The sequence below is a fragment of the Tessaracoccus bendigoensis DSM 12906 genome (assembly GCF_900141915.1).
Lineage (GTDB): Bacteria > Actinomycetota > Actinomycetes > Propionibacteriales > Propionibacteriaceae > Arachnia > Arachnia bendigoensis.
The window spans coordinates 1-25,857 of the sequence record NZ_FQZG01000039.1 but is presented as its reverse complement, the minus strand read 5'-3'; the positions used below and the strand labels follow the sequence as shown (position 1 = coordinate 25,857).

Annotated in this window: 25 protein-coding genes; 17 read left to right on the top strand and 8 right to left on the bottom strand. The window is 66.3% G+C overall.

Features of this window, described 5'->3' with window-relative positions:
• Position 1: 1 nt before the first annotated feature.
• The 10 genes from sufB (at position 2) to BUC15_RS11155 (ending at position 10,240) form a co-directional block, all read left to right on the top strand.
• Entirely contained in the window at positions 2-1,444 is a 1,443-nt protein-coding gene (sufB, locus tag BUC15_RS11200; protein ID WP_073188245.1) for a Fe-S cluster assembly protein SufB, read from the top strand.
• A gap of 61 nt (positions 1,445-1,505) precedes the next feature.
• Positions 1,506-2,666: a Fe-S cluster assembly protein SufD gene (gene sufD, locus BUC15_RS11195; protein ID WP_245787961.1), complete on the top strand. Its 1,161-nt coding sequence runs from the start codon at positions 1,506-1,508 to the stop codon at positions 2,664-2,666.
• Positions 2,663-3,025, top strand: coding sequence for a non-heme iron oxygenase ferredoxin subunit (locus BUC15_RS11190; RefSeq protein ID WP_073188239.1), 363 nt, complete (start codon positions 2,663-2,665; stop codon positions 3,023-3,025). The genes sufD and BUC15_RS11190 overlap by 4 nt, the downstream gene beginning before the upstream one ends.
• A gap of 13 nt (positions 3,026-3,038) precedes the next feature.
• The gene (gene sufC, locus BUC15_RS11185) at positions 3,039-3,803 is read left to right on the top strand and encodes a Fe-S cluster assembly ATPase SufC (RefSeq protein ID WP_073188237.1); all 765 of its coding nucleotides are present in this window, start codon (positions 3,039-3,041) and stop codon (positions 3,801-3,803) included.
• A 34-nt stretch (positions 3,804-3,837) separates the two neighbouring features.
• Complete coding sequence (locus BUC15_RS11180; protein ID WP_175558308.1) at positions 3,838-5,076, top strand: cysteine desulfurase; 1,239 nt, start codon at positions 3,838-3,840, stop codon at positions 5,074-5,076.
• A gap of 13 nt (positions 5,077-5,089) precedes the next feature.
• Positions 5,090-5,533, top strand: a complete 444-nt coding sequence (sufU, locus tag BUC15_RS11175; protein WP_073188233.1) for a Fe-S cluster assembly sulfur transfer protein SufU — start codon at positions 5,090-5,092, stop codon at positions 5,531-5,533.
• Entirely contained in the window at positions 5,533-5,925 is a 393-nt protein-coding gene (locus BUC15_RS11170) for a metal-sulfur cluster assembly factor (protein WP_073188231.1), read from the top strand. Before sufU ends, BUC15_RS11170 begins: the two co-directional genes overlap by 1 nt.
• Positions 5,926-6,186: 261 nt before the next feature.
• On the top strand, positions 6,187-7,014 hold the full coding sequence (locus tag BUC15_RS11165) for an alpha/beta fold hydrolase (protein ID WP_073188277.1): 828 nt from the start codon (positions 6,187-6,189) through the stop codon (positions 7,012-7,014).
• Between the two features lie 101 nt (positions 7,015-7,115).
• The gene (locus BUC15_RS11160; RefSeq protein ID WP_073188229.1) at positions 7,116-8,714 is read left to right on the top strand and encodes an ABC-F family ATP-binding cassette domain-containing protein; all 1,599 of its coding nucleotides are present in this window, start codon (positions 7,116-7,118) and stop codon (positions 8,712-8,714) included.
• A gap of 98 nt (positions 8,715-8,812) precedes the next feature.
• On the top strand, positions 8,813-10,240 hold the full coding sequence (locus tag BUC15_RS11155) for a phosphohexomutase domain-containing protein (protein WP_073188226.1): 1,428 nt from the start codon (positions 8,813-8,815) through the stop codon (positions 10,238-10,240).
• A 47-nt stretch (positions 10,241-10,287) separates the two neighbouring features.
• Here BUC15_RS11155 and BUC15_RS11150 read toward each other — a convergent pair whose 3' ends face one another.
• From BUC15_RS11150 to BUC15_RS11125, 6 genes are all read right to left on the bottom strand, one after another.
• The gene (locus BUC15_RS11150) at positions 10,288-12,258 is read right to left on the bottom strand and encodes an alpha-glucosidase (RefSeq protein WP_084189529.1); all 1,971 of its coding nucleotides are present in this window, start codon (positions 12,256-12,258) and stop codon (positions 10,288-10,290) included.
• Positions 12,251-13,597 carry a glycoside-pentoside-hexuronide (GPH):cation symporter gene (locus tag BUC15_RS11145; protein WP_073188224.1) on the bottom strand — a complete coding sequence of 449 codons (1,347 nt, stop codon included), beginning with the start codon at positions 13,595-13,597 and terminating at the stop codon, positions 12,251-12,253. Before BUC15_RS11145 ends, BUC15_RS11150 begins: the two co-directional genes overlap by 8 nt.
• Positions 13,597-14,985, bottom strand: a complete 1,389-nt coding sequence (locus BUC15_RS11140; RefSeq protein ID WP_084189528.1) for an AAA family ATPase — start codon at positions 14,983-14,985, stop codon at positions 13,597-13,599. Before BUC15_RS11140 ends, BUC15_RS11145 begins: the two co-directional genes overlap by 1 nt.
• A gap of 418 nt (positions 14,986-15,403) precedes the next feature.
• Positions 15,404-16,195 (bottom strand): putative RNA methyltransferase, encoded by a 792-nt coding sequence (locus BUC15_RS11135; protein ID WP_073188222.1) that lies wholly within the window; start codon positions 16,193-16,195, stop codon positions 15,404-15,406.
• Positions 16,192-17,034, bottom strand: a complete 843-nt coding sequence (locus tag BUC15_RS11130; protein ID WP_073188220.1) for an SURF1 family cytochrome oxidase biogenesis protein — start codon at positions 17,032-17,034, stop codon at positions 16,192-16,194. Before BUC15_RS11130 ends, BUC15_RS11135 begins: the two co-directional genes overlap by 4 nt.
• Positions 17,031-17,351 carry a DUF3099 domain-containing protein gene (locus BUC15_RS11125; protein ID WP_073188217.1) on the bottom strand — a complete coding sequence of 107 codons (321 nt, stop codon included), beginning with the start codon at positions 17,349-17,351 and terminating at the stop codon, positions 17,031-17,033. The genes BUC15_RS11130 and BUC15_RS11125 overlap by 4 nt, the downstream gene beginning before the upstream one ends.
• A gap of 55 nt (positions 17,352-17,406) precedes the next feature.
• Between BUC15_RS11125 and BUC15_RS11120 the strand changes: the two genes are divergently transcribed.
• Genes BUC15_RS11120 through BUC15_RS11095 form a run of 6 tightly spaced genes read left to right on the top strand, consistent with a single transcriptional unit; the run spans position 17,407 to position 22,191 of the window.
• The gene (locus tag BUC15_RS11120; protein ID WP_084189527.1) at positions 17,407-18,159 is read left to right on the top strand and encodes a DUF2599 domain-containing protein; all 753 of its coding nucleotides are present in this window, start codon (positions 17,407-17,409) and stop codon (positions 18,157-18,159) included.
• Between the two features lie 23 nt (positions 18,160-18,182).
• A complete protein-coding gene (gene fabG, locus BUC15_RS11115; protein ID WP_073188212.1) occupies positions 18,183-18,896 on the top strand; it encodes a 3-oxoacyl-ACP reductase FabG in 714 nt (237 codons plus the stop codon).
• A 16-nt stretch (positions 18,897-18,912) separates the two neighbouring features.
• Entirely contained in the window at positions 18,913-19,686 is a 774-nt protein-coding gene (gene fabI / locus BUC15_RS11110; RefSeq protein ID WP_073188210.1) for an enoyl-ACP reductase FabI, read from the top strand.
• A gap of 59 nt (positions 19,687-19,745) precedes the next feature.
• The gene (locus BUC15_RS11105) at positions 19,746-20,531 is read left to right on the top strand and encodes an ABC transporter ATP-binding protein (protein WP_073188208.1); all 786 of its coding nucleotides are present in this window, start codon (positions 19,746-19,748) and stop codon (positions 20,529-20,531) included.
• Positions 20,528-21,004, top strand: coding sequence for an NfeD family protein (locus tag BUC15_RS11100; RefSeq protein WP_084189526.1), 477 nt, complete (start codon positions 20,528-20,530; stop codon positions 21,002-21,004). Before BUC15_RS11105 ends, BUC15_RS11100 begins: the two co-directional genes overlap by 4 nt.
• A 20-nt stretch (positions 21,005-21,024) precedes the next feature.
• Positions 21,025-22,191: an SPFH domain-containing protein gene (locus tag BUC15_RS11095; protein WP_073188207.1), complete on the top strand. Its 1,167-nt coding sequence runs from the start codon at positions 21,025-21,027 to the stop codon at positions 22,189-22,191.
• A gap of 8 nt (positions 22,192-22,199) precedes the next feature.
• Here the strand turns inward: BUC15_RS11095 and BUC15_RS11090 are convergent, their stop codons facing one another.
• A complete protein-coding gene (locus tag BUC15_RS11090) occupies positions 22,200-23,171 on the bottom strand; it encodes a bile acid:sodium symporter family protein (protein WP_245787960.1) in 972 nt (323 codons plus the stop codon).
• The gene (locus BUC15_RS11085) at positions 23,168-24,811 is read right to left on the bottom strand and encodes a bifunctional chorismate-binding protein/class IV aminotransferase (RefSeq protein WP_073188206.1); all 1,644 of its coding nucleotides are present in this window, start codon (positions 24,809-24,811) and stop codon (positions 23,168-23,170) included. The genes BUC15_RS11090 and BUC15_RS11085 overlap by 4 nt, the downstream gene beginning before the upstream one ends.
• 23 nt (positions 24,812-24,834) lie before the next feature.
• Here BUC15_RS11085 and BUC15_RS11080 point away from each other — a divergent pair, with 23 nt between their 5' ends.
• The gene (locus tag BUC15_RS11080) at positions 24,835-25,620 is read left to right on the top strand and encodes a TrmH family RNA methyltransferase (protein WP_073188204.1); all 786 of its coding nucleotides are present in this window, start codon (positions 24,835-24,837) and stop codon (positions 25,618-25,620) included.
• Positions 25,621-25,857 lie beyond the last annotated feature (237 nt).

Below are 25,857 nucleotides of genomic sequence, written 5' to 3'. Positions count from 1 at the left end.
TATGACGCAGACCGCACCGCAGGCCCCCGGATTGGGTGCCACGCAGGACGAACACATCGAGGCGCTCTCCAGCTACAAGTGGGGATGGCACGACGCCGACACCGCCGGTGAAACGGCGAAGCGTGGGTTGAACCCCGATGTGGTCGCCAACATCTCACACATGAAGGACGAGCCGCAGTGGATGCTCGACCTGCGCCTGAAGGCGCTCCGGCTCTTCGACAAGAAGCCGATGCCCAAGTGGGGTGCCGACCTGTCCGAGATCGACTTCGACAACATCAAGTACTTCGTGCGCTCGACCGAGAAGCAGGCCCAGACCTGGGAGGACCTGCCCGAGGACATCAAGAACACCTACGACCGTCTCGGCATCCCCGAGGCGGAGAAGGCCCGCCTTGTCGCGGGTGTCGCCGCACAGTACGAGTCCGAGGTCGTCTACCACAAGATCAACGAGGAACTGGAGCGGCAAGGTGTCATCTTCCTCGACACCGACACCGCCCTCAAGGAGCACCCCGAGATCTTCCAGGAGCATTTCGGCACCGTCATCCCCGTCGGTGACAACAAGTTCGCGTCCCTGAACACCGCGGTCTGGTCCGGTGGCTCGTTCATCTACGTCCCCAAGGGCGTGCACGTCGCGATTCCGCTGCAGGCCTATTTCCGCATCAACACCGAAAATATGGGGCAGTTCGAGCGAACGCTGATCATCGCCGACGAGGGCTCCTACGTGCACTACGTCGAGGGCTGCACGGCTCCGATCTACAAGTCGGATTCGCTGCACTCCGCGGTCGTCGAGATCATCGTCAAGAAGGACGCCCGCGTCCGGTACACGACCATCCAGAACTGGTCGAACAACGTGTACAACCTCGTCACCAAGCGCGCCACCTGTGAAGAGGGTGCCGTGATGGAGTGGGTCGACGGCAACATCGGCTCCAAGATCACCATGAAGTACCCCGCCGTCTATCTAATGGGCGAACACGCCCGGGGCGAGACCCTCTCCATCGCGTTCGCGGGGGAGGGCCAGCATCAGGACACCGGCTCCAAGATGGTGCACTGCGCGCCGTACACGTCCAGCTCGATCATCTCCAAGTCCGTGGCCCGCTCCGGTGGTCGCGCGTCCTACCGCGGGCTCGTGCAGGTCGACCCGGGCGCCAACCACTCCGCCTCTTCCGTGAAGTGCGATGCGCTGCTCGTGGACAACGTGTCGCGTTCCGACACCTACCCGTATGTGGATGTCCGTGAAGAGGACGTCTCCATGGCGCATGAGGCGACCGTCTCCAAGGTCTCAGACGACCAGCTGTTCTACCTGATGCAGCGCGGTTTGGGCGAGGACGAGGCGATGGCCATGATCGTGCGCGGTTTCATCGAGCCGATCGCCCGGGAACTGCCCATGGAGTACGCCCTGGAGCTGAACCGTCTGATCGAGTTGCAGATGGAAGGCGCGGTCGGCTGACGCCGCTCCGTCCACACCGAGAAGTCCTTAGAAAGAGACAGTTGAATTGACTACTGCAACCGTGCCCAACGTCGTTGGGGCGATCGAGACCATCGAGTCGCACCTTCACCCGGAGCCGAGCTACGACCTTGAGAAGCACCCCATGCCGACCGGGCGTGAGGAGATCTGGCGGTTCACCCCCGTCAAGACGTTCAAGCCCCTGCTGGCCGACGGCGGTCCCGCCGGTGAACTGGATTGGGCGGGCGAGATGCCGCCCGGCGTCGAGTTCAAGATGATCACCACGGCCCAGGCCCGCGAGTTGGCCGTCGAACCGCCCGTCGATCGGATCTCGGCGATCGCGGCACAGCGCACCCGGCAGGCCGCCTACCTACACGTTCCGGCCGAAACGGAGATCTCGGAGCCGATCGTCTTCATCGGCACCGGCAAGGGCGGACAGGCGGCGGAGACGTTCGTGGCCGAGTTCGGCACGCATAGCAAGGCGACGCTGGTGCTGCGCTTCGAGGGAACCGCGCAGTACGCCTGCAAGTTCGACTTCCGCATCGGGGACGGCGCGCAGATCAACCTCGTCTACGTCAACGACTGGGACGACGAATCGATCCACGGTGGCCAGATCTCGGTGGAAGTGGGCCGTGACGCCCGGGTGCGCACCGTGCACGCCTCCATGGGTGGCCGCGCGATCCGGATCGCCGAGCGGGCCCGCTACAAGGGCCCCGGCGGCGAACTTGAGCAGTTCGGCCTCTACTTCGCAGATGCGGGCCAGGACGTCGAGCACCGCATGTTCGTCGACCACAACGAGCCCAACACCAAGTCGAACGTCGACTACCGCGGCGCGTTGCAGGGCAAGGGCGCGCATTCGGTGTGGATCGGCGACGTGCTGATCCGCAAGGTGGCGCTGGGGATCGAGACCTACGAGACCAACAAGAACCTCGTCCTGAGCGAGGGTTGCCAGGCCGATTCCGTGCCGAACCTCGAGATCGAGACCGGCGAGATTCTCGGCGCGGGCCACTCGTCCACCACCGGTCGATTCGACGACAACCAGTTGTTCTACCTGATGAGCCGCGGCATCACCGAGGAAGAGGCACGCCGTCTGATCGTGCACGGCTTCTTCAACGACATCATCCGGCGTGTCGGTGTGGAGCACATCGAACGCAAGCTGCTCGAACAGGTCGAACGCGAACTCTCCCTCGTCCACGGCACCACACGGACGGCGGACGTGGCGTGACTTTCGTGCCGGTCGCCACCGCCGATGAACTCACCGATGACGTGCCTCTCGCCTGCGAGGTCCCGGAAACGGGATCCGGGCGCGAGGATGACGGTGAACTCGAAGTGGCCCTGGTGCGTCACGGCGGTGACCTCTACGCCATCGAGAACCTGTGCAGCCATGGCCACGTACCCCTCAGCGAGGGTGAGGTGGCTGGCCGCACCATCGAGTGCTATCTGCACGGGTCGACCTTCGACCTGCGCACGGGGCGGGCACTGAACCTTCCGGCCACCCAGCCGGTGCGCGTGTTCCCCGTCCAGATCGACGGCGACGACATCCTCGTCGACCCCGACAACCCCCTCAACTTTGAAGAAAACTAGGAGCCAAGAACCCATGTCCACGCTTGTCATCAAGGACCTGCACGCCGACGTCATCACCGAGGAGGGCCACAAGGAGATCCTCAAGGGGGTCAACCTCACCGTCAACCCCGGCGAAGTGCACGCCATCATGGGCCCCAACGGGTCGGGCAAGTCCACCCTCGCCTATGCGCTCGCCGGGCACCCGAAGTACGTCATCACCTCCGGATCGGTCACCCTCGACGGCGTCGAGCTGACCGGGCTCACGGTCGACGAACGGGCCCGCACCGGCTTGTTCCTGGCCATGCAGTACCCCGTCGAGGTGCCGGGCGTCTCTGTCGCCAACTTCCTCCGCACCGCCAAGACCGCTCTGGACGGCCAGGCGCCCAAGGTGCGCACCTGGGTCAAGGACGTCGAGCGGGTGCTCGCTGGGATGGACCTCGACAAGTCGTTCGCGGCCCGCTCCGTCAACGAGGGCTTCTCCGGTGGCGAGAAGAAGCGCCACGAGATCGCTCAGCTTGAACTCCTGAACCCCAAGGCGGCGATCCTCGACGAGACCGACTCCGGGCTTGACATCGACGCGCTGAAGGTCGTCGCCGAAGGTGTGAACCGCTACTCGGCCCAGGGCGACCGGGCGGTGATGCTGATCACGCACTACACCCGCATCCTGCGCTACATCCAGCCCGATTTCGTTCATGTGTTCGTCGACGGTCGCATCGTCGACGAGGGTGGCAAGGAACTCGCGGAGAAGCTCGAGGTGACCGGCTACGAGGAGTACGTGAAGGCCGTCGCAAACGCCTGAGCCTCGTTCCCGCAACCAGCAGTCAGAAAGGCAACTGATGTACGACGTCGAAAAGGTACGGGCGGATTTCCCGATCCTGGGACGCACGGTGGGGCAGTGGCCCCTCAGCTACCTCGACTCGGCCAACACGTCTCAGAAGCCGCGCCAGGTGGTGGACGCCATGGCAGAGTTCTACCTTCAGCACAACGCGAACGTGGCGCGCGCCATGCACCAACTGGGTGCGGAGGCCACGGAAGCGTTCGAAGGTGCACGGGCGAAGATCGGGGCGTTCGTCGGGGCTGCCAGTGCCGAGGAGATCGTGTTCACCAAGAACGCCTCAGAAGCCCTGAACCTGGCCGCGAACACCCTCGCGTCCCGGTTGGGGCCCGGCGACGAGGTGGTCATCTCCGTCATGGAGCACCACTCGAACATCGTGCCCTGGCAATTGGTGTGCGAGCGCACCGGGGCGACGCTTCGCTGGTTCGACATCACCGACGACGGTCGCCTCGACCTTGAGAAGGCCGAACGCGAGCGGCTCATCAACGAACGCACAAAGGTGGTTTCTTTGACCTGGGTCTCGAACGTGCTCGGCACCCGCAATTCGATCCCCGGCATCGCGGCTTCCGCGCACGCAGTGGGGGCCGTCATGGTCGTGGATGCCTCGCAAGGCGTGCCTCACGTCCCTACTGAAGTGTCGTTGCTGGGGGCCGATCTTGTCGCCTTCACCGGCCACAAGATGGTCGGCCCCACCGGTATCGGCGTGTTGTGGGGGCGCTACGGCCTGCTCGCCGAGCTGCCACCCTTCCTCGGTGGCGGCGAGATGATCGAGGTCGTCGAGATGACGCATTCGACCTATGCGGCACCGCCCCACCGGTTCGAGGCAGGCACTCCGCCGATCGCCCAGGCGGTGGGTCTGGGGGCGGCGGTCGATTATCTGCAAGGTTTGGGGATGGACAACATCGCGGCGCACGATGACGAACTCACCGCCTATGCGCTCGGGAAGCTGACGACCATCGATGGTCTGCGTATCCTCGGCCCGACCGACACCGTCGACCGGGGCAGCGCGATCTCCTTCAACTTGTCGGGCGTGCATCCGCATGACGTGATGCAGGTGCTGGATTCGCGCGGGGTGGCGATCCGTGGTGGGCACCACTGCGCCCGCCCGCTGCACAAGCGGCTGGGGGAGCAGAGCTCGACCCGAGCGTCGAGCTACCTGTACACCACGCTGGCCGAGATCGACGCGCTCGCGGACGCGTTGGTGTTCACCCGCAACTACTTCGCGCCGAAGCTCTGAAAGCGAAGGATCCATGAACATCGACGAGTTGTACCAGACGATCATCCTCGATCACTACCGTGAGAAGCACCACAGCGGGCTCCGCGACGGCTACGGCGCGGAAGTGCACCACGTGAACCCGTCCTGTGGTGATGAGTTGACCCTGCGGGTCCATCTCGACGGCGACACCATCGCAGACATCTCCTACGAAGGGGAGGGTTGCTCCATCTCTCAGGCCTCCACCTCGGTGATGACCGATCTGCTGATCGGGGGAACGACCGCTCATGCGCTCGAGTTGCACGATCGGTTCCTGGAGATGATGCAGTCCCAGGGCAGGATCGCCCCCGACGAAGACGTCTTCGAGGACGCGATCGCGTTCGCCGGAGTCTCCAAGTTCCCGGCGCGCGTCAAGTGCGCCCTCCTCGGGTGGTCCGCGATGCGCGATGCCACCCTGCAAGCCACCACCAAGGAGAACTGATGTACACCCCGGACCAGAGGCCGAGCGACCTCGTCAAGGATGAACTGCCTGACGTCGACCTGAGCCATGACACCAAGCCGGTACTACCTACCGAGGACGAGGTCCTCGAGGCGATGAAGGACGTTGTCGACCCGGAGTTGATGGTAAACGTCGTCGACCTGGGCCTCGTCTACGGCGTGCAGGTCGACGACCAGGGCGATGTGACGATCGACATGACGCTGACTTCGCCGACCTGCCCCCTGACCGACAAGATCGAGTACGACACGAAGTACGTGCTCGACACGCTGGTCAATTCCGTGACCATCAACTGGGTGTGGCTACCGCCGTGGACCCTTGAGATGATCTCCGAAGACGGTCGCGAGCAGTTGAGGGCCATCGGCTACAACCTCTGAGGCGGTCGCGGCTGGGGCCCTGACTTTGTGGATGCCGGTATGCGCAATGCGAACCTTCACTAGTGGTCTGTCGCACCTGAAGGTGCGGATGAGTATGGGGTGTCAGTCGGGATGAATGGCAAGGCGTAGGAGGTCAGTCGTAGCGGTGTTCTACGTCGACCGACGACAACGAAGTCAGTCGCCCGAATGGCGCCCTATACCCGTGCAATTAGGCGTGACGGGCCGCTAGGCTGGAGCCACCAGACCTGGATGGAGGCGAAGATGCCGCACCTGACTACGCCCGACGGCCTATCCCTGCACTACACCGACACCGGCGGCGAGGGCCGGCCACTCGTGCTGATCCACGGATGGCCGCTCTCCGGCTCGACTTTCAACCGCAACGCCGCCTCCTTCTACGAGGCAGGGCTGCGGGTCATCACCTATGACCGGCGAGGTTTCGGCGAATCCGGCAAGCCCGACAGCGGCTACGACTACGACACTCTGGCGGCGGACACCGCTTCCCTCCTGGAATACCTCGACCTGCACGATGCCGTTGTGCTCGGCTTCTCCATGGGTGGTGGAGAGGCCGCGAAACTGGCCGGGCGCCACAACGAGCGGGTCGCAGGGGTGATCTTCTCCGGTTCGATCACCCCTGCTTTGTGTATCTCGGACAACAACCCTGACGGTGCCATGCCGATGTCCGCGTTCGAGGAGCTGTCGAGAGGCTGCGCGGCAGACCGTGATGCTTTCCTCGACTCCTTCATAACCACCTTCTACTCCACGCAGGATGCAGGGCTGCTCGTCGATGAGGAGATCCGCGGGGAGGCCCTGCAGATCGCCCGCCAATCAGGGGCGATCGCGGCTCCGGCAACCATCCTGATCTGGGCCACCGATCTCCGAGCCGAGGTGGCGGCCATCAAGGTGCCCACCCTCGTGCTGCATGGCGACGGCGACCAGAACGTTCCGCTCGGGGCCTCCTCGGCGCGGATGCCCGAGCTGGTTCCGCACGCCGAACTCGTGGTCCTCAAGGGTGCCCCACACGGGGCGAACGACTCTCACGCCGAGCAGTGGGAGGGTGCGATCCTCGACTTCGTCTCACGGCTCGACTGATCCGGAGACCGAGCTGGACGGGCGGGGCCCCCTGCCCGGTTCTGGATCGATCCCTGGCCCCCTGGTTTGGTTAATCGGGGTAAGACCGCGAAAATAGGTCGGTGCTACAGGTCAAGGATGTTGAGGTGCGGGCAGGTGCCCGGCTGCTGTTGTCTCCCGTGAGCTTCCAGGTCATCGGCGGCGACCGGATCGGGCTCGTGGGCCGTAACGGGGCAGGGAAGACGACACTCACCCGGATCCTCGCCGGGGAGTCGATGCCCGCCGGGGGCACGGTGACGCGCAGCGGCCAACTCGGCTACCTCCCACAGGATCCGCGCTCGGGCGACCCGGAGCAGATCGCCCGCGACCGTGTGCTCGGCGCCCGTGGCCTCGATCAGGTGATGCGGCGGATGCGCCGTGCCGAGGAGACGATGGCCACCGCCGACGGCGCGGAGCGTGAAGAGGCCATGGCCGCCTACGCGCGTGCAGAGGCGGCGTTCGTCGCGGCAGGCGGATACGGCGCCGAATCGGAGGCCGCGCGGATCGCGTCGAACCTCGGACTGCCGGATCGGGTGCTCGGGCAGCCGCTGAAGACGCTATCCGGCGGCCAGCGTCGCCGCATCGAACTGGCCCGCATCCTGTTCTCCGACGCAGATACGTTGCTGCTCGACGAGCCGACCAACCACCTGGACGCGGACTCCATCGTCTGGCTTCGCGGTTATCTCCAGGGGTTCCCGGGCGGGCTCATCATCATCTCGCACGACACCGCGCTCCTCGAAGCCGTCGTCAACAAGGTCTACCACCTCGACGCGAACCGCTCAGAGCTCGACATCTATTCGATGGATTGGAAGCGCTACCTGCTGCAGCGGGAGACCGACGAGAAGCGCCGCAAGCGCGAACTTGCCAATGCCGAGCGCAAGGCGTCGCAACTGATGGCGCAGGCGGACAAGATGCGCGCCAAGGCCACCAAGGCCGTCGCCGCGCAGAACATGGCCAAGAGGGCGGAGAAGTTGCTGGCCGGCGTGGAGGGGGAGCGTGCCCAGGATCAGGTCGCGAAGATCCGGTTCCCGGATCCCGCGCCGTCAGGCAAGACCCCGCTCAGGGGCTACGAGCTCAGCAAGTCGTACGGCTCGCTTGAGGTGTTCACCGCCGTCGACCTCGCCATCGACCGCGGCTCGAAGGTCGTCATCCTCGGCCTCAACGGCGCAGGCAAGACGACGATGCTGCGGATCCTCTACGGCATCGAGGAGGCGTCGTCCGGTCGGGTCGAGCTCGGCCACGGTGCAAGGGTCGGCTACTACGCGCAGGAACACGAAACCCTCGATGTGAGCCGCAGCGTGCTCGAAAACATGGTCTCGGCCTCGCCGAACCTCAACGACACCGAGGTCCGAAAGGTGCTCGGCTCGTTCCTGTTCTCCGGTGACGACGTGGCCAAGCCCGCGAAGGTGCTCTCCGGTGGGGAGAAGACCCGTCTCGCCCTGGCGATGCTGGTCGTCTCCGCAGCCAATGTGCTGCTCCTGGACGAACCGACGAACAACCTCGACCCCGCCTCCCGCGCCGAGGTGCTCAACGCCATCCGCACGTATGCGGGATCGGTTGTACTGGTGACGCACGATCCCGGCGCGGTCGAGGCCCTGCAACCCGACAGGGTGCTCGTGCTGCCGGACGGGGTTGAGGACCTCTGGTCGCATGACTACATCGAGTTGATCGACCTTGCCTGACCGGTGCCGCGCAGCCGTCTGAGCGGCTGCGCAACAACTATGCGCGTTCGCTCGCGATGGTGACCGTTCACGCCGGGTGTCGGGTCTAGTCTTCAGGTGTGGCGAGAATCAACTTTGGAACCGGCGGATGGCGAGCGATCATCGGCGACGAATTCATCCGGGCGAACGTGATGCTGCTTGCAGCGGCGCTCGCAGCGCGGATGATTGATGAAGGTGTTGCCCAGGAGGGCATCGTGATCGGTTACGACCGACGCTTCCTCTCGGATGTTTCAGCTGGCTGGGCCGCTGAGGTGTTCGCCGGGTACGGCATCCCGACCAAGGTGATCAAGGTGGCGCAGGCGCCGACCCCGCTGATCATGTGGACGGTCAAGGACCAGAACTTCCCCTACGGCATGGCGATCACCGCCTCGCACAACCCCGCCCTGTACAACGGCATCAAGGTCTTCACCCGTGGGGGCAAGGACGCCGATCAGGACGTGACGTTGGACATCGAGCACCGCATGGAGTCGCTCGAGGGCGCCCCCGAGGCCGACATCCCGACGATCGCCTACGACAAGGGCATCGAGACGGGTGCCATCGAGGAGATCAACACCTTCAACGGCTACATCGACTCGATCATCAACCAGGTCAACATGGAAGCCATCCGTGAGGCCGGGCTGAAGATCGCCCTCGACCCGATGTTCGGTGTCTCCAAGACTTCACTGCAGACGATCCTGATGACGGCGCGCGCCGACGTCGAGGTGATCAACGACCGCCACGACACCCTGTTCGGTGGTCGGCTGCCCTCGCCGTCCTCGCACACACTCCAGGCCCTCTCCCGCTACGTCGTCGAGAACAAGTGCGACCTGGGCATCGCCACCGACGGTGACGCCGACCGGATCGGCATCATCGACGACCAGGGCAATTTCCTGCACCCCAACCAGCTGCTGGTGATCCTGTACTACTACCTCCTGAAGTACAAGGGCTGGAAGGGCGCGGTCGTGCGCAACGTGGCCACCACGTCGCTGCTCGACGATGTCGCCGAACAGTTCGGCGAGAAGGCCTATGAGGTGCCTGTCGGGTTCAAGTGGATCTCCGGCAAGATGCTCGAGACCGACGCCGTCATCGGTGGCGAGAGCTCCGGCGGCCTCACCGTCCGTGGCCACATCGCAGGTAAAGACGGCATCTATGCCGCCGCGCTTCTCGTCGAGATGATCGCCGTCGTCGGCAAGCCCATGAGCCAGATCTACGCCGAGATCGTCGGCCAGTTCCCGCCGCACTACATGGCCGAGACCGACTTCAAGTTCGACATGGACCGCAAGCCGGAGATCCTCAACACCTTGATGGTGGAGAAGAAGCTCCCGACGTTCAGCGAGCCCGTCGTGCGCACCTCTTACGAAGACGGCTGCAAGGTCTACTTCGAGGACGGCTGGATCATCGCCCGCTTCTCCGGCACCGAGCCGCTCCTGCGCATCTTCTGCGAGTTGCCGGATGAGGCACGGGCCGAGAAGTGCTGCGAGGAGTTCCGGGAGTTCCTGGGCCTCTGAGCCGATGACGCTGAAGGCGCGGTGCCCCGAGGGGTGCCGCGCCTTCGTCAATCCCGGGCCAGGCGACTGACGGTCGACTCCCAGGGGGCCATCGTCGGGCGGCGGGGCCCCCCGAGGATCGGTGTCACCGTCGGGCGGAACCGTGGCCGATGCTGCGGCCGCGGCGTCAGGTTGCACTCGATCAGGAACTGTTCCTCCCCGAACGAGCGGAGGTAGGCCAGGTACCCCCTCCTCTTGGGATGTACGCATTCGAGGTCGCCGAGCGTCAGGGCCGGGTGCTCACGGCGCAGGGCTATGAGGTCACGATGCCAGGCCAGGACGGAGTGGGGATCGGTCAGCTGTTCCTCTGCGGAGAAGCCCGGTGACTTGTCGTGTCCCACGAGCCAGGGGGTTGCCTCGCTGAACCTGCCCTCTGGTGTCCAACGCATCGGGACGCGGGCGTGGTCGCGGGTGCCGGCAAGGATTTCCCGCCACGCGGCCCGGGGGCCGACCCCGGCGGCAAGCAGTTCCGCATACCGGTTTATGGACTCGACGTCACGCAGGTCGTCGATGCCGGTGAACGGCTGGTTCACCGCCCCCAACTCCTGCCCCTGGTACAGGAACGGCGTGCCCCGCATCGTCAACTGGATCGTGGCCAGCAGTTTCCCGATGGCGGAACGTATGGCCGGGTCCGACTCGGTGCTGCCAGCCAACTTGCTCAGCATCCGAGGGTTGTCGTGGTTGTCGAAGAACACCGCCAGCCAGTCGCTCTGGCCCAGCGCGTTCAGATAGCGGTGGAAGTAGCGCTTCAGGTAATCGGCGTCGTAGACATAGGAGTCCCAGCGGGTCCGGCCGGGCGTGTCGAGGACGTCGAAGTTGAAGGTCAGGTCTAACTCCCCACGGCCTGCCGCGGTGAGCATCCGACCCAACTGGATCCCGACCCCGGGTGTTTCACCCACCATGAGCGCCACCGGGTCGGGGGCAAGCGGTTCGCCGAGTCGACCGTCGGTGAGCCTGGCGCGAGGGGTCGAGGCCGGAGCCGACCGGCGCGTGAAGCCGTCGCGCCGCAATTCGCGCAGGAACTCGCCGAGGCGTGGCCCGTAGAAGTAGTGCTCGACCCCGACGAAACCCATTAGGGTGCCGACGAACTCGTTTCCGTCAGGCAGGCCCTCAGGCTTGGAGATGTAGTTGATCACGTCGAGGCGGAACCCGTCGATCCCCCTGTCCAGCCACCAGCCGACGATGTTGGCGACTTCGCGTCGCACCTGGGGGTTGTCCCACCGCAGGTCTATCTGACCCTCGGCGAAGAGGTGCAGAGCCCATCGGCTTGCCTCGGGGATCCAGCGCCATGCAGGGCCGGAGAAGAACGACGTCCAGTTGTTCGGGGGGTGCTCGGGGTCGCCGGGAAGTAGGTAGTAGTAGTCGCCGTAGGCCCCGTCGGGATCGCGGACCGCCTCCTTGAAGGCGGGATGCTCGTCCGAGGTGTGGTTGACGACCAGGTCGAGGATGATGCGCATGCCGCGTTCGTGGCATCCGGAGATCAGTTCGTCGAGGTCTTCGAGGGTACCCATCTCCTTCATGACCATCCGGTAGTTGCGAACGTCATAGCCCATGTCTTCGTTCGGTGAGTCGAAGATGGGGGAGAGCCAGAGGCAGTCGACGCCGAGATCGGCCAGGTAGTCGAGGTGGTCGATGACGCCACGCAGGTCGCCGATGCCGTCACCGTCCGAGTCGGCGAACGAGCGTGGGTAGACCTGGTAGAAGACGGCCTGTCGCCACCAGGGTGCGGGATCGGGTGCCGGGTCGTCCGAGGGGCGTCCGGTCTCCGAGTTGACCAGTTCGATGACGGCGTCGATGAATCCGGGCCCGGTGACCCTGTGTGTGAGCCTGTCGAGGGTGGAGAGCCTGATCGGCGCCAGCGCCGCGACCGTCCGCCCTGGGACACCCGTCTGCAGGAGAACCTTGTCGATCACGTCGCGACCCATCGGGGTGGCGTACACCTCCCGAACGGTGCTGCGCCTCGTGATCGGTTCAGCCACCGGACCTCCTGATGGTCAGGTCGGCGAGGATCTGTGCGTACCTGTCCTCGTCGATGACGTATTTCGCCCGCATCACAAGGTAGCTCGCGATCACAAGCAGCATGGGCGCCACCATCATCGAGACGCGGAACAGCCAGGCCGAACCGGTGCCGACGTCGGCCGCGGACTTGGCGGTGTCGATGCCGGTGGCCAGGACGGTGATGCTGACCACCGCGACGGCGAACGCGTTGCTCAACTTGTAGATGAAGGGTTGCAGCGAGAACGTGATCGACTCGTTGCGGCGACCGAGTTTCCACTCGCCGTACTCCACGCTGTCGGCGATGAACATCACCATCAGCAGCTGGATCATGCCCTGGCCGGTGAACAGCAGCACGCCCGCGACTCCCGTGATCACAAGCGAGGTGCCGGCGAACAGGAACACGAGGTAGCCGACCGTCATCAGCGTGCTGGCCAGGAGATGGATCTGGCCGCGGCGCAGCCGTTTCGAGATCGCGGGGAAGCAGATGAGCGCGGTGATCTGGGCAACCGCGAGGATGGCGGCGAAGATCGAGTATGCGCCCTCGTTGCCGACGATGTACTTGAAGTAGTAGACGCCGAGCGAGGTGGTGATGCCGTAGCCGGTCATGAAGGCGACCATCGCCAGCGTGACCCACAGCAGTTGGTCGTTGCGGCCGATCACGCCGAACAGTTCGCGCAGCCTGGTGTGCTCTTGCGGGGCGTTGACCTGTTCGCGGGCGAACAACAGCGTCAGCGACTGGAACGCCAGCATCAGCGCGGCCAGCACACACACCACGGCGAACCAGGCGGCCTCGTCCGATCCCAGGACCTCCGTCAACGCTGAGGTGACGGGGAGGATGCCGACGACGACGGCGAACAGGCCGATGTTGGCGAAGATCCGCGCCACGGCCCCGATTCGTTCCCGCTCGGCCTGGTCGTCGGTCAGTGAGGGCAACATCGACCAGAAGGAGATGTCGTTGATGGTGTAGGAGATCTCGTAGACGAGGTACACGACCGTGAACAGCACGACGTAGCCCCAGCCGCGGACACCGAAGTCGGCGAACATCAACAGGCTGGAACCCGCCCAGGCAACCGCGCCGATCAGGATCCACGGCTTGAACTTGCCCCACTTCGACCGGGTGTTGTCGACGACGACACCCATGAACGGGTCGTTGATGGCATCGAAGGCCCTCATCGCGACCATGATGGCGCTGACCATGGCGAACTGGGCGCCGGAGATCTCCAACACGTCCGTGAGGTAGAACATGAGGAACATCGACACCATGGCCGCCAGCCCGTCGCGGCCGAGGGTGCCGAGCCCGAACCCCAGGCGGTTGCCCATCAGAGTTCTTCGGTGAACGGGTCCATGAAGCCTCCTACGAGGTTGCGCGACAGCGCCTCCTGGTCCGATTGGAGTGCGGCGAGCGCGGACAGGAGATGCACGTCGGTCGGCTCAAGGCCGTCTTCCGCGGCGTACAGCACGGCTCGGCGGATGAGTTCCTTGAAGAACGACGCGGTGTGCGCGTCGCTGCGCCTTGCCACCTCGTCGAGGGCGGCCTCGGAGAACGAGACCGTGCCCTGGTAGAGGTCCAGCAGTCGCCTGCGTGCTTCCTGGTCTGGCGGCGCGATCTCGACGGCGAGGTCGACGCGGCCCGGACGTTGCGTGAGCGCCTCCTCCAGCACGTCGACCCGGTTGGTGGTGAGCACGAATGCGATGTCGGTGTCGGTGTCGAGCCCGTCGAGGGCGTCGAGTAATTCGAACAGCAACGGCTGACCGGCCGGACCGAAGTCGCGTCCCATCGCAACCAGGTCGCAGTCTTCGAGCACCACGATCGCGGGTTGAAGGTGTCGGGCGATCGAGGTGGCCTGCCGCACGAATTCCAGCGTCTGGCCCGAGAGCAGGATCACCGTGTGACCAGTGCCTATCGAGAGCAGGTGCCGAACCGTGTGGGTCTTGCCTGTGCCTGGTGGCCCGTAGAGAAGGACACCACGTTTCAGGTGCTGCCCGTATCGGCGAAGCATCTCCGCATGCTCAGCCACGCCCAGCACGTGGCCCGTGACCCGTTCAAGGGTTCCCTCAGGCAGGATTACGGCCTCGGCGGGGACGTCTGGTCGTGGGATGAACCGGAACCCGTCGCCCTCGCCTTCGTAGCCAACCAACTCCAGGCTGATCACGTTGCCACGAAGGACGGAGCGTTCGATCCCGACCCTGGTCGCTTCTGCGATGAGGTCGCTGGCGACCTGCCCGTCGGGGCTCAGGACCTCGATCACGCCCTGACCGTTGCCGTGCATCTGCGAGTTTCGCCTGGTGAGTACGGCAACCGGTTGATCGTGGAATCTGAACAGGCGGATTCCGAGCGCCACGACCCGCCGGGTCTCGGTCGCGTTGATGGCGATGTCGGCCCAGTCGACCTGGCCGACCGGGAGCCGGTTCCATTGGTTTCCGACCATGTCGCCGAGCGACATGTGTTGGCGCTGATCGCCGCCGCCGATCCCGATCAGGGTGGCGTCGGGTCCGGCGAGAAGTTCGAAGGCGACGTCGTAGTCGGCGAACCGGTAGCCGGGGACCTCCTTCGAGACGGTCGCGACCTCCTCGGCCGACCTGCCAAGGTGGGCGCTGAGGGCGTCGGTGAGTGAGGTGACGGCGCCAGCCTGTTGCACGGTGTTCGCCAGTTCGCCAAGTTTGGAGAACTGGGCGAGGAACGAGCGCAGGTCGTCGTCGATGTCCATGCGGAAAGAGTAGTGATGGACGGGAGCAGCCGGGGGAGCGCTTCCACGAATCGCCGTATGAGTTTGGGGGGGGGAGCGTCGGTTGAGCCGGGCCGTGAGGGACGAGCGGCCCGTGACGAAACCATCTGGCGCACGGTGCAGGGACCTGACCACGAGTCCCTGGGTATGGTCGCGAGGGTTTCGTCACGCCTTGCTCGTTCCTCGCAAGGCGGCTCAACCGGCGGCTGGTTGAGCCGGGCCGTGAGGGACGAGCGGCCCGTGACGAAACCACCTTGCGCACGGTGCAGGGACTTGTCCACGAGTCCCCTGGGTATGGTCGCGAGGGTTTCGTCACGCCTTGCTCGTCCCTCGCAAGGCGGCTCAACGGGCGGGGGCGCCTTGCTCGTTCCTCGCAAGGCGGCTCAACCGGCGCCTCGTCTCACCCTCCCGGCGACCGCAGGGCAAGCACGTCGACCGACACCTGCACCTCCGCCGACCCCACCTCTCCAGGCAGCCCGTGGAAGGCGTTGGGGCCCATCGCGATCAGGTCGGCGACCTCGACGGCCGTCAGGGACGCCCGCGAGCGCACCTCGCGACGTGACGACACCGTCCAGCCCGGGAAGGCCGCGCCCAACCGGTCGACCTTGTCCGCAGCCACCCCCAGCAGGCCGTAGCGTTCGCGCAACTCGATCAAGTGGTCGGCGGCCGGCTGCGCGACGACCAGGGTGCCGCCCGGCTGCAACACGCGGGCGAACTCGGCCGGGTTCCGCGGCGCGAACACACACACGATGGTGTCCACCGATGCGTCGACGAGCGGCAGCCCCGCCCAGGTGTCGGCGACGACCGCGGCGACCCTCGGGTGTGCCCGCGCGGCCCGCTTCGCCGCGGCGACCGACACGTCCGTCGCCAGGCCCTCCGCATCCGGGTGCTCATCGAGCGCCCACGAAAGGTAGAACGCCGTCCCGGCACCCACCTCGACGACGCGTCGCCCGGTCACGCCCCCGGCCACCGCCAGGGCGACCTCGTCGTAGTGGCCAGCGGCCAGGAACCGCGACCGTGCATCCAGCATGTCGGCGGTGTCCGCGTTCGCCGGGGGCGCCTGGCCGAGCAGGTTGACGTAGCCCTGGCGAGCCACGTCGTACGAATGCCCGACGGGGCAGCGCAGGGCTCGACCGGTGCGGGTGAGTGGCTCGTGGCAGTGTGGGCAGGCGGTCCAGTCGAGACCGCTCACCGCGCCTCCTCCCGGACGCCCTCCGACTCCTCGCCGACCCCGTCCCGTGCCACATCCTTCGGCGCCGCCTCTCCTCGTGCCGCGCCCTCCCTCGCCGCGTCAGCCCGTTCGGCGACGGCCTTCGCCTTCCGCCTGTCCCGAACGTCGGCTCTGATCAGTACCCCCAAGCCGATCACGGCGATCGCGGTGAAGGCGAACCACTGGAAGGCGTAGCTCAGGTGTGGCCCTTCGTCCTCCAGGTTCGGGGAGTGCAGCGGAGTCAGTCCTCCGGGATCGGACGGGGTCGACTCGATCAGCGAGACGTAGCCGTTCACGACCTCCTCTCCGAGAGCCTTGCCGATGGCATCGGAGTTGATGAGCCGCACCTGGTTCTCGTGCGGTGTCGCGGCGTTCTCATCGTCGCCGTCGTTTCGACGGACGTAGCCGGTGACGGTTACGGTGCCCTCAAGCGTCGCGGGCATCTCGCCGTCCGGGTGCCCGGGCTGCCGGGTGAGGAAGCCGCGGTTGACCAGCAGGTTCTGGCCCTGATCGGTGGCCAGCACCGCGACGACCTCGCTGCCGTAGGACCCGTCCAACGAGCGGTACAGCACCTGGAACTGGGCGCCGGTGTAGGAGCCCGTCGCCGTGACGCGGTACCACTGGTCGGCCTCGTCGATCTCGCGGTTCATCACCTCCTGGTACGGCTGCACCGGCAACGCCTCGTGCGCCTGCACCGTCGCGTTCGAGTCGCGGCGCTCGTCGAGGCGACGAAGCTGCCACTCACCGAGCTGGATGAACGTGATGACCAGGATCACGACGAGCACGCCCATCGCGATCCAGCGCCTTACCTGCCGATTCACTTGTCGGTTTCCTCCTCGACGGTGCCACGCACCACATCGCCCGTGGTGATCGCGCGAACTTGCGCTCCCTCCCCGTCCGGTGCGGCCGTAGGGGCGTGATGGTCCGCGTTGTTGGCGAACAACACGGCGAAGGCAGGCAGCAGCGCGGCCGCTCCGAGGGCCACCAGCTTCCACCAACCCGGCACGATCAGGAACGCGAGGAAGCAGCCGGTGCGGATACCCATGGTGATCAGGTAGCGCTTCTGGCGCTCGGCGAGCTCCAGGGTCTGGCTGCGACTCGCGTTCGTGATGAGCGTCGCGTCGCGCGTGCGGGACATGCCCCCAGCTTAGGCCCCTCCCGTGGTGGCCGTCTGCCCGAGTTATCCTCCTGGGATGGGGTTCTCGGCGCGGGTGGTGGCGGTCGTCGCGACGTTGGTGCTCGCCTCCTGTGCGCCCGCGGACGCCCCCGCGCCGACGACCACCCCACCCCCGTCCTCCGTCACCCCCAGAACGAGCCCGGCCGTCACACCGACCACTTCGGAGCCAACCACATCGGTCGACCTCGGGGGCGTGACTCTGGTGCTGCCGACCTCAGCAAGCGTCGAGGAACTGCCCGACGGATCGCTCGCGCTCAGCCTGCCTGCCGTCCCTGAGCCGACGATCGCCATCGACGGCTCGCCCTGGCAGGTTGTCGCAGGGCGGATCACGATCGCCAACGGTTGGCTGCTCACCAGACCAACGGCCACCGACGACGCGGGAGCCGAGACCGTTTCCCCCTTCAGGGCGGATGGGGCAGCGGCCAGGATCGACGCTCCGGAGGCGGCCACGTCCGTCACCTTCCTCGCGGGGACGACGCTGGTGGAGTCGGCCGAATGGGAATCGGCCGCCCGGATACTGGTGACGCCCACCCGCCTCGCCCGGGATCTCACCCCCGGCGATCCACTCGGTGCCGTGGCGCTGGCACCGGTCATGATGGCCGAGCTGATCGACAGCCAGCCGGAGTATGAAGCCCTTCTCGACACCCCGAGCTCGGTCAATCAACTCGCCTGTCACATGATCGGGGCAGCCACCAAGGACACCTGGAACCTGGAGACCGACCGGGAAGACAAAGGACTTGCCGGTTTCATCACATCGCGCTGTAACTGACTCCCTGCGGTAAGTTGCTCCTCGTGGCAGATCAATCACGAGTAGTCCTGGTCACCGGTGGCTCAAAGGGCATCGGACGCACCATCGCAGAGAAGTTCCGCGACGCCGGGTACCGCGTCGCGGCGACCTACCGTTCGGGGGACGTGCCCGAAGGGGTCCTCGGGGTGGTGTGCGACATCACCGACCAGGCCCAGGTCGACCTGGCCTTCGATAACGTCGAGAAGGAACTCGGGCCGGTTGAGATCCTCATCGCCAACGCGGGCGTCACCAAGGACACCCTGCTCATGCGGATGTCCGACGACGACTGGAACACCGTCATCGACACCAACCTCACTGGCACCTTCCGCGTCGTCCGCCGCGCCAGCCGTCCGATGATGCGGGGCCGCTTCGGCCGCGTCATCCTCATCTCGTCGGTCGTCGGCCTCTTCGGATCCGCCGGCCAGATCAACTACTCGTCCAGCAAGTCGGCGCTGGTCGGCATGGCGCGCAGCCTCACCCGCGAGCTAGGCACCCGGAACGTCACCGCCAACGTGATCGCCCCCGGGTTCATCGAGACCGACATGACCGCCGTGCTCAGCGACGACGTCATCGCCGGCTACAAGGCGCGTATCCCGGCCGGCCGGCTCGGGTCGGTCGACGACGTCGCCGACGCGGCGCTGTTCCTCGCCGGCGAACACGCCGGCTACATCTCCGGAGCCGTGCTGCCTGTCGACGGCGGCCTCGGCATGGGCCACTAAAGAGAAGGCATCGATCATGGGAATCCTCGAAGGCAAGAACATCCTGGTCACCGGCGTGACCATGCGCACCTCCATCGCGTACGCCGTCGTCGACATCGCGCAGCGGGAGGGCGCCAACGTCGTCGTCTCAGCCGCGGGCAGGGCCGTCGCCCCCGCTCAGCGGGCGATCTCGAGGCTCGACACCGTGCCACCGCTGATTGAGGTCGACGTCACCGACCCCGAACACCTCGCGGCCCTCCCCGAGCAGCTCTCGGAGCATTTCGGCGACCGGCTCGACGGCATCGTGCACTCGATCGCCTACGCCGACCCCGAATCCGCGTTGGGCGGCAAGTTCCTCTCTACCGGATGGGACGCCGTCGCCAACGCGATGCACATCTCCGCGTACTCGCTTCAGTCGCTGACGATGGCCGCGCGACCCATGCTGGGCCGCGGCTCCAGCATCGTGGGCCTCACGTTCGACGCGACCGTGTCCTGGCCGACCTACGACTGGATGGGCGTCGCGAAGGCAGCCCTCGAGTCGACCTCGCGCTACCTCGCCCGTTACCTCGGCCCCGACGGCATCCGCTGCAACCTGGTGGCCGCCGGCCCCGTCGACACCGTTGCAAAGAAGGCCATCCCGGGCGCGTCATCGTTCAACGACATCTGGGGCGAACGGGCACCGCTCGGCTGGAACCCGGCCGACGCGGTGCCCTCGGCCAAGGCGATCGTCGCGCTGCTCAGCGACTGGTTCCCGGCCACCACCGGCGAGATGGTCCACGTCGACGGGGGCCTGCACTCCACCGGAGCGTGATCGACTCCTGACGGGGTGGCGCGCCACCGTCGTTTCGCCCGGTCCGGTAGGTTTGACGCATGGCGATGGTGGCTGAACTTGCAGGCGTGACGGTTCGACGTGGAAATGCGGTTCTGCTCGATTCCGTCGAACTTGTCGTGGGAGAAGGCGAGCGCTGGGTGGTGATCGGGCCCAACGGCGCCGGGAAGACCACGCTCATCCAGTTGTTGGGCGCGCAGCTCTACCCGAGCGAGGGGGTCGTCGGCGTCCTCGACGAGGTGATCGGCACCGTCGACGTGTTCGAGTTGCGTCCCCGAATCGGATTGTCCTCCTCTTCGCTCGCCGAACGGATCCCCGCAGGTGAGCGGGTCCGCGACGTCGTGTTGTCGGCCGGCTACGCGGTCGTCGGCCGCTGGCGAGAAGACTACGACGACTACGACATGGAGCGTGCGACACGCTTGCTGGCGTCTCTTCGGATCGATCACCTCGCTGAGCGCACCTTCGGGACCCTCAGTGAGGGCGAACGCAAGCGCGTCCAGATCGCCCGCGCCCTGATGCCGGACCCGGAGCTGATGCTGCTGGACGAACCGGCCAGCGGGCTCGACCTCGCAGGCCGCGAAGCGCTGGTCGATACCTTGTCCCAGCTCTGCGAGGACCCGGCGTCCCCCGCGACCGTGTTGGTCACACACCACATCGAGGAGATTCCCCGGGGCATCACCCACGCGCTGCTGCTCGACGCGGGCAGGGTCGTCGCCGCCGGGCCGATCGATGAGACGCTGACGGACGCGAACTTGAGCCGGACCTTCGGGCTGCCCCTCACGGTCGAGCACCGCGACGGCAGGTGGGGGGCGAGGAGCAGGCGATGAACGAGTTCGTGGAGTGGGTCCGGAGCAACCTGTGGGCCGCCTGGGGCATCCTGGGGCTCGGGTTGGCCGCGGCCGAACTCCTGACGCTCGACCTGACGCTTCTGATGCTCGCATCCGGCGCTCTGATGGGTGGCGTGACCGCGCTCGTATTTCCCGGGCTGCTCTGGCTCCAAGTGCTGATCGCCGTCATCACCGCCGTCGCAACGCTGTTCCTGCTCCGTCCGACGCTGTTGGCCAGGGTCCGCAACGCGCCCGGCTACCGCTCGACCTTTGACAACCTCGTCGGCTCAAAGGGGGTCGCCACCAGCGCGGTCACCGGGTCGATGGGTGAGGTGAAGGTCGACGGACAGATCTGGGAGGCGCGGGCCTACGATCCCGGCATCCCCATCGAGAACGGTGAAGACATCGAAGTTTTCGCCCTGGACGGCATCACGCTGATCGTCTACCCGGCCTCGAAAGCACTAGGAAGTTAGCCGCAATTTAGGAGGCAGCCATGCCTGGACTCAGTGTGATCCTACTAATAGTGCTGGTGGTGGTGGTGGTGCTCATGCTTGCCGCAACCTTGAAGATCATCCGCCAGCAACACGTGTCGCTGGTCGAGCGGCTCGGCAAGTTCCGGCGCGCGCTCGAACCGGGCCCGCACCTGGTTATCCCATTTTTCGACCAGATCCGCTACACCCTCGATATGCGCGAGCAGGTAATCCCCTTCCCACCGCAGGGCGTGATCACCGAGGACAACCTGATGGTTTCGATCGACTCGGTCATCTACTACCAGGTCGTCGACCCACGCCGGGCGGCCTATGAGGCGCAGGACTACCGGGCCGCCATCGAGCAGCTCACCATGACGACGCTGCGCAACATCATCGGCGGGATGGATCTGGAAGCCGCGCTCACCTCACGTGAGGAGATCAACCAACGCTTGCGGATGGTGCTCGACGAGGCGACCGGCAAATGGGGCATCAAGGTCAACCGGGTCGAGCTGCGGGCCATCGAGCCACCGCCCACGATCCGCGATGCCATGGAGAAGGGTGCCCGGGCCGAGCGCGACAAGCGTGCCCAGATCCTGCGGGCCGAAGGCGAGCGGCAGGCGATGATCCTCTCCGCCGGAGGCGATCGGGAGGCCGCGATCCTCCGGGCGCAGGGCGACCGTGAGGCCCAGGTGCTACGCGCACAGGCCGAACGGCAGGCCCAGATGCTTCGGGCCGAGGGCGAGGCGCAGGCGATTTCGACGGTGTTCAGCGCGATCCATGCTGCTGAACCCGATCAGGCCCTGCTCGCCTACGAGTACATGCAGATGATGCCGAAGCTGGCCCAGGGCGACGCGAACAAGGTGTGGATCGTGCCTTCTGAGCTGAATGATGCCCTGAAGGGGCTCGGGCAGGTCAGCGGCGAGCCGGAGGTGCGCGACTATCTTTCGCACGCCGTCAGGAAGTTCGCGGCGCCCGAGAAGGTGGACGTACACGCCGAGATCCAGGCCCATGCCGAGAGTGAGCAGAGGCGCACCAACGCCACCGTCGAGCGGGCCATCGCCGACGCCAAGACGCTGGAGGCCGGGCGCCTGCCGTCGCGGAGCACGGGCGAGACTCCAGCAATCGGGCAGGCCGAGCCGTCCGCGCAGCCCGAGCCGGCCGAGCAACCCGACCTGGAAGTGGAGAAGTAGAGCAGGGGTCAGGCCGATGGCGGCTCTGGCATCGTTTCCCGGAGCCGTCCGGCGAGGACGGAGCTGACGATCAGCTGGGACTGGTGGTAGAGCATCAGTGGGATCACCAGCACGCTGACGACCGGCCCGCTGAACAGGACGCTCGCCATCGGGACCCCGGTGGCAAGCGACTTCTTCGTGCCGCAGAACAGCAGGGCGATCTGGTCTCCGCGCGGCATCCCCATCCATTTCCCGAGATGCCAGGTGAACCAGAACATGAAGGTCAGCAGCACGGCGACGATCACAAGCACGCCGATCAGGTCGCCGATCTGGAGCTGGCGCCACACGCCCGAGACCCGCAGGTCGGAGAAGGCCGCGTAGACGATCAGGCAGATCACGCCCTGGTCCAGGTACTTCAGGCGCGCTTTGTGTTTCGACATGAACTCGGCGGTGGCGAACCGGGAGAGTTGGCCGAGGAAGAACGGGAGCAGTAGTTGCAGCACGACGTTGACCAGCTGCCCGGCACCCACGCTGCCCCCGCCCGCGTCGGGGATCAGCAGCATCACCAGAAGCGGGGTGAACAGCACCCCGAGCACGTTGGACGCGGTCGCCGACACCATGGCGGCGGCGATGTTGCCGCGGGCCAGAGACGTGAAAGTGATGGACGACTGCACCGTCGATGGCACTAGGCACAGGAAGATCAGCCCCATCCGGATCGGGGTGGAGACCCATGCCTCGGGCAGCCACCGCATCGGCAGCGACATCAATGGGTAGACCACGAAAGTCGTACCGAGGATCGCGACGTGGAGCTTCCAGTTCTTCAACCCGGCCAGCGATTCTGCGGCCGATAGGCGTGCCCCGTAACCGAAGAACAGCACGAAGATGGCGACCTTCTCGATCACATTCAACACGTCCGCAGAGGTGCCCGAAACGGGCAACGACAGGCCAAGGGCCAGCGAACCGAGGATGATCATCAGGTTCGGATCAAGCTTGAGCTTCAAGGACGCTCCTCCAGATGCGCGTTGAGGATGCCGCGGACGGCATTGGTGACCACGATACGGTCCGCGCGTCGGAGGTCGGCGACCACCAGGTCGACCTCATCGATGCGGTCGGTGCCGAGCAGCGAGGGATCGTCGAGCACCGCCGCCCGCTGCGCGCCCGGGAGCATCCCGGCCCGCGGGGTGACCCACCGTCCGTCCAGTAGCGCGAACACGTTGCAGCGGCCGCCCTCCAGCACCAGGCCCGCCTCGTCGAAGCCGATCGCGTCAAACGCTCCAAACATCTCTGCCCCTCGCCAGGCCTCATCGAGATGAGCCCGCTCGGACGTCTTGAGGTGCGTCAGCGGCCCGACCGGCCACGGTCGTTGCGCGAGCAGCACCGTCACATCCTGTACGGGTACCAGGGGAGACCTGGTCACCTCGACGGTGCCGTCAGAGGCGACGTCGAGGCCGAGCCGCCAGAGCCCGGGCGGGGTATCCCGGACCGCGTCGTCGATGCAGTTGTCGGGCAACGGGTAGCCGAGCTCGTTTGCCGCGGCACTCAGCCTCTTCTCGTGGAAGGCCTTGAGCGGGGCGACGCCGTCGATCACGCGGAGCGCCTCCTTCAGGATGGGCGGGCGCGTGAAGGTGGCCTTGGCCAACGACTCCTCCCATTCGAGGGCGGCGACGCTGTCGGCGACGATCCCGGCACCGATTCCCAGCGTCGCATTCGAGGCGGCGTCGACGGTGAGGGTACGGATCGCGACGCTGAGTCGCATGCCGCCGGGATCGATGGTACCGAGCGCCCCGGTGTAGATGCCGCGAGGTGAGGCCTCGACCCGCGAGATGAGGTCCATGCTCGACAGCTTCGGAGCCCCGGTGATCGACCCACAGGGGAACGTCGCCCGCAGCAGGCTCGCAGGAGTGACGTCGGGGCGCAGCCGACCCTGCACCGTCGTCGACATCTGCCACAGGTCGCCGACGCGTTCGACGCCGAACAGGTCGACGACCTCCACGCCGTCCGCGACCCGCGACAGGTCGTTTCTGAGGAGGTCGACGATCATCAGGTTCTCGGCCCGGTTCTTCGGGTCCGCAGAGAGCGCGGTGGGGGGAAGGTCGGCGGTCGCGGTGCCCTTCATGGGCCTGGCGGTCACCTGGTCGCCTTCTACCCGCAGGAAGAGTTCGGGGCTGAGGCTGAGCGTCCACGGGTCGGCCGGTTCTGGAAGGTGAGCTACCAGGCCGAAGGGTGTCGGCTGCCTGAGCCGCAGGCGGCGGTAGAGGCCGACCGGGTCGCCGGTGAGGCGCCCGCGCAGCCGGAATGTGTAGTTGACCTGATAGCTGTCCCCTGCGGCGATCGCCTCGTGAAGGACGGCGACGGCGGCGCCATGGTCGGCCTGTGTGATGTCTGGAGTGAGGGGCGAAAGGTGCCCGGGGCCCGACGCGGGGAAGGCATGGAGGGCCGCGGTGCGGGCGAACCAGTAGACGGCGCCGTCGACCTTGCCCCACTCGTAGGGCAGCCACGCCAGCGAGCGCCACCCGCGTGCCCAACCGTCGTTCAGCGCGTCGTCAAGCGTATCGGGATCGACCGGATCCACCCTGGCCAGATCATCGAGCAGTTCGAGCGTTCCGCCCTGCGCATCGTCGAGCAGGGCGAAGGGTTTCATGCGGGCAAGGGTAGCCTGGCGCCGTGCTGATCGAGGTAACCGACCCCGCAGACCCTCGCCTGCGCGACTTCACCGGGCTGAGGGATTCCCAGCTGCGTCGCTCGGGTGACAGGTTCATCGCGGAGGGAGTGAAGATCATCCAGCGGGCCTTCGCGGCCGGGTGCCGCCCCCGCGGGATGCTGCTGCAGCCGCGCTGGTTGGAGGGCCTGGCCCCGCTGCTGGGGGCGTGGCCGGAGCTGCCTGTGTATGTGGCTTCTGAGGAGATGATTGAACGGATCAGCGGGTTCCACGTCCATCGCGGGGCGCTCGGTTCGTTCGACCGGCCGCCAGAGGCGCCTTGGGCTTTGGTCAAGGACGCCTCCCGGGTGCTGGTGTGCGAGGAGATCGTCGACCACACCAACCTCGGCGCCATCGTCAGGGTGGCGTTGGGGCTCGGTTGGGATGCGTTGGTGCTGTCGCACGGCTCGGCCGACCCGCTGTACCGGAGAGCCGTCAAGGCGTCGATGGGCGGGTCGTTGGAGTTGCCGTGGCTGCGGTTGGGGCTGGGGGAGGGGCCGGAGCGGCTCCGCGCAGCCGGGTTCACCGTGGTCGCCGCGACGCTGTCGCCACTTGCCGTTGAGCTGCCGGGGATTCAGGTTCCCGAGCGGGTCGCGCTGCTGCTGGGCACGGAAGGCGCCGGGTTGAGCGCGGCGTGGCAGGAAGGGGCCGACCTGCATGTCCGCATCCCGATGACCGACCGCGTGGACTCTTTGAACGTTGCGACGGCGGCCGCGATCTTGGCCTACGAATTGAGGCCGGCGGACGGTTGAGGAGCCGGGTCGTCGGTCGGTTGAGCCGGTCCGCGGGTCGGTTGAGCCGGGCCGCGGGTCGGTTGAGCCGGGCCGCGCGTCGGTTGAGCCGGTCCCACCGCCGAAGCGCCGGGGACCGTGACGAAACCAACGCGACCATTCCCACAGACCCTCTCAAGAAGTGGGGTCAGGACCCTGCATCGTGCGCAAGGTGGTTTCGACACGCCTCGCTCGTTCCTCGCGAGGCGGCTCAACCGG

What these genes read in the sequence shown, in the direction of transcription:
- fabI (WP_073188210.1), top strand. Translation starts at nt 18,913, where the DNA reads ATGGGAATCCTCGAAGGCAAGAACATCCTGGTCACCGGCGTGACCATG.
- sufB (WP_073188245.1), top strand. Translation starts at nt 2, where the DNA reads ATGACGCAGACCGCACCGCAGGCCCCCGGATTGGGTGCCACGCAGGAC.
- BUC15_RS11120 (WP_084189527.1), top strand. Translation starts at nt 17,407, where the DNA reads ATGGGGTTCTCGGCGCGGGTGGTGGCGGTCGTCGCGACGTTGGTGCTC.
- BUC15_RS11140 (WP_084189528.1), bottom strand. Translation starts at nt 14,985, where the DNA reads ATGGACATCGACGACGACCTGCGCTCGTTCCTCGCCCAGTTCTCCAAA.
- BUC15_RS11095 (WP_073188207.1), top strand. Translation starts at nt 21,025, where the DNA reads ATGCCTGGACTCAGTGTGATCCTACTAATAGTGCTGGTGGTGGTGGTG.
- BUC15_RS11170 (WP_073188231.1), top strand. Translation starts at nt 5,533, where the DNA reads ATGTACACCCCGGACCAGAGGCCGAGCGACCTCGTCAAGGATGAACTG.
- BUC15_RS11100 (WP_084189526.1), top strand. Translation starts at nt 20,528, where the DNA reads ATGAACGAGTTCGTGGAGTGGGTCCGGAGCAACCTGTGGGCCGCCTGG.
- BUC15_RS11165 (WP_073188277.1), top strand. Translation starts at nt 6,187, where the DNA reads ATGCCGCACCTGACTACGCCCGACGGCCTATCCCTGCACTACACCGAC.
- sufU (WP_073188233.1), top strand. Translation starts at nt 5,090, where the DNA reads ATGAACATCGACGAGTTGTACCAGACGATCATCCTCGATCACTACCGT.
- sufC (WP_073188237.1), top strand. Translation starts at nt 3,039, where the DNA reads ATGTCCACGCTTGTCATCAAGGACCTGCACGCCGACGTCATCACCGAG.
- BUC15_RS11085 (WP_073188206.1), bottom strand. Translation starts at nt 24,811, where the DNA reads ATGAAACCCTTCGCCCTGCTCGACGATGCGCAGGGCGGAACGCTCGAA.
- BUC15_RS11105 (WP_073188208.1), top strand. Translation starts at nt 19,746, where the DNA reads ATGGCGATGGTGGCTGAACTTGCAGGCGTGACGGTTCGACGTGGAAAT.
- BUC15_RS11125 (WP_073188217.1), bottom strand. Translation starts at nt 17,351, where the DNA reads ATGTCCCGCACGCGCGACGCGACGCTCATCACGAACGCGAGTCGCAGC.
- BUC15_RS11145 (WP_073188224.1), bottom strand. Translation starts at nt 13,597, where the DNA reads ATGGGCAACCGCCTGGGGTTCGGGCTCGGCACCCTCGGCCGCGACGGG.